Raw genomic sequence first — 2,422 nt, forward strand, 5'->3', positions numbered from 1 at the left:
TGTGTTTTGCAACTTTAAATGTCAGCGGTGTTGCAATTTAAAAAGTCACCACTGATCACTTCAATAACGATAATGAATTTTCTACTCTCCAGTTGCTTCCGTTGAACATGATAAGGTGTCCATGGTGAACTATCCTATCAATTATGGCACTGGTTATCTTTTTATCCATAAACACCCCCACCCAATTTGAAAACTCGATATTTGTAGTTACAATCAGGCTTTTCCTTTCGTAACAATCTGCTATTACTTGGAAAAAGAGTTCCGCGCCACGTTCTCCTAGGGGAACATAGCCCAATTCATCTAAAATTATGAGATCGAATTTCTGTAAAGTCTTTAAGAATTTGGCTAATAAGCCGGATTCTTTAGCCTCTAATAAATCATTTATTAAATGTGAAACCTTGTAAAACCTTACTTTTTTACCTAAATCACATGCTTCTATCCCAATGGCAATAGCCAAATGTGTTTTTCCACGACCCGAAGGACCATAGAAAATCAAATTTTCATTTTTTTCTAAAAATTCACACTTTTTAACACTTTCTTCAGTCAAGGTTAAAGGCAGTTCTATTTCTTTAAATTCATAGGATTCAAAGGTTTTAATGAGATCGAATTTAGCATCTTTAATCCTCCTATTTTTTCTCCTGATTTCTGAGTAAGAACAGCTTTTCTCTAATACTTTAGTAAGATAATCTTTTTTATTGATAAATTCTATCTCTTCAAAGTCTTCTAAAATTTCTGATCCTAATTTTAGTTTTTTACAATATATCTCTAGTTTATCCATAAACTCCTCCCATCAATCTATCGTACTGAGTTAAATCAATTTCAAATTCAGTTATTTTAGGAATATAATCCTTTAATTTTAAAGAATCATATATTTTAGAGGGCTCTAGTTTAGCTCTGTATGATACCTTAAAAGATTCTATATCTTGGATCCCTTTAGAAGTGTTCTCTTCTAAAGCTGCGATAGCCACTTCTAGAGAGTCTTTTATTAAAAATTCTCCTAGAAGTGATAATAATTTTCGTTTTTCATCATAGGTTGTTTTACTTTTAAAAAAAGCTGTGAAACTCTGAGGTAATTCATCGAAAAGTTCTGTATTTTCAAAGGATCTAGGTTTGTTTTTTAATACTTCAATCCATTCTTTCCAATTAGTATACCTAATATGTTTTGAGTATGATCGTTTATGTTTGGTTAGTAAATTGTATTTTTCATCTAAGATTTCGATGTGATCATAATAATATTTTATCCAAACTTCTTGATTTTTTAACCTTGGAAGAACTGAATAAATATTGTTTTTAAAATTTACATATCCCATTTTATTAGTTTTTGCCTTTAAAATTTTAAATACTTCATATGAATTTCTATTTAAAGGTAGAAATTCATTTATTTCTTCTTGAAACAATGTAAATATCTCACTTTGTTTCAGGTAATGAACTCTTTTAGAGTCTTCATCACATTGAAAAAGCAGATTAATATTAAACTCATTTAAATCTTTAATTTCAGGGATAGGGACAAAGAAATTCCTTCTAAAATATCCGACTTTATTCTCTACACTACCTTTTTCATTCCCGCTTGAAGGATTACAAAACTTCGCTTGAAATCCATAATGTGCAGCAAACCTATAAAAATCGTCTGTTAAAGTTCTTTTCCCATTTTTTTTAATTTCAATTACAGCAGTAGACATATTATCAAACCATATTTCCTTAGGAACTTTACCAATATACTCAAAGATATTTTTCATTCCCGCAAAAAGAGCTTCTTGGTTTTGTGCGGGAAACAATTGAACATAGCCATGATTGCTGTATGGAAATGTAATCACAAGATGATAACCCTTCACAAGTTCTCCACTATGGATATAGGTTGTTGCCCCAAAGTCTAGTTGTGCTTCCCCATGAGAATGCTTAAGATAAGTCATACCATGCGTTTCAGGGTTATTAATTGTCTTTCTAGCTTTAGAAACAAAATTAGCAATAGTTTTATAGCTAACATCACACTCCTCTATGAATTCATTTTTTAATCTATCGTAAATTTTTCTAGCTGTATGTCTTTGTTTTAAAGGTTTATCTAGATCATTTTTCAACCAAGTAAAAATAGTTTCTTTAAATGGATCTAATTTAGAAGAATATACTCTGGGTTTTAATTTGACATTAAAATCTTCCATAGTAGCATATTTTTTAACGGTTCTAAACGAATGACCTGTTTCTTCAGAAATAGCTCTCAAAGATTTTCCTTGCAGTTCATACATAGTTTTGATATTATATTTATTGATCATTGGCAACATCCTTTCACACTCCCTAATAAGTTTAGTTTAGTCACTTAAATTATTAGAGTGTAATTTGATATGTGTCAATGGTCTTTTTTTATTTATTGCTAAAACGCTGACATTTTACTTTGCAACTGTGCTGTCTTTTTACTTTACCATAAACA

Annotated in this window: 2 protein-coding genes; both read right to left on the minus strand. The window is 30.2% G+C overall.

Annotated elements, in window-relative coordinates:
• Positions 1-55: 55 nt before the first annotated feature.
• Positions 56-778, minus strand: a complete 723-nt coding sequence (istB, locus tag DYH56_RS15555) for an IS21-like element helper ATPase IstB (protein WP_114643775.1) — start codon at positions 776-778, stop codon at positions 56-58.
• A complete protein-coding gene (gene istA / locus DYH56_RS15560) occupies positions 771-2,276 on the minus strand; it encodes an IS21 family transposase (RefSeq protein ID WP_114643776.1) in 1,506 nt (501 codons plus the stop codon). The genes istB and istA overlap by 8 nt, the downstream gene beginning before the upstream one ends.
• Positions 2,277-2,422 lie beyond the last annotated feature (146 nt).

The organism is Psychrilyobacter piezotolerans (assembly GCF_003391055.1).
Taxonomy (GTDB): domain Bacteria; phylum Fusobacteriota; class Fusobacteriia; order Fusobacteriales; family Fusobacteriaceae; genus Psychrilyobacter; species Psychrilyobacter piezotolerans.

Excerpts from the sequence above, each read along its gene's own strand:
- istB (WP_114643775.1), bottom strand. The coding sequence starts at position 778 with ATGGATAAACTAGAGATATATTGTAAAAAACTAAAATTAGGATCAGAA.
- istA (WP_114643776.1), bottom strand. The coding sequence starts at position 2,276 with ATGTTGCCAATGATCAATAAATATAATATCAAAACTATGTATGAACTG.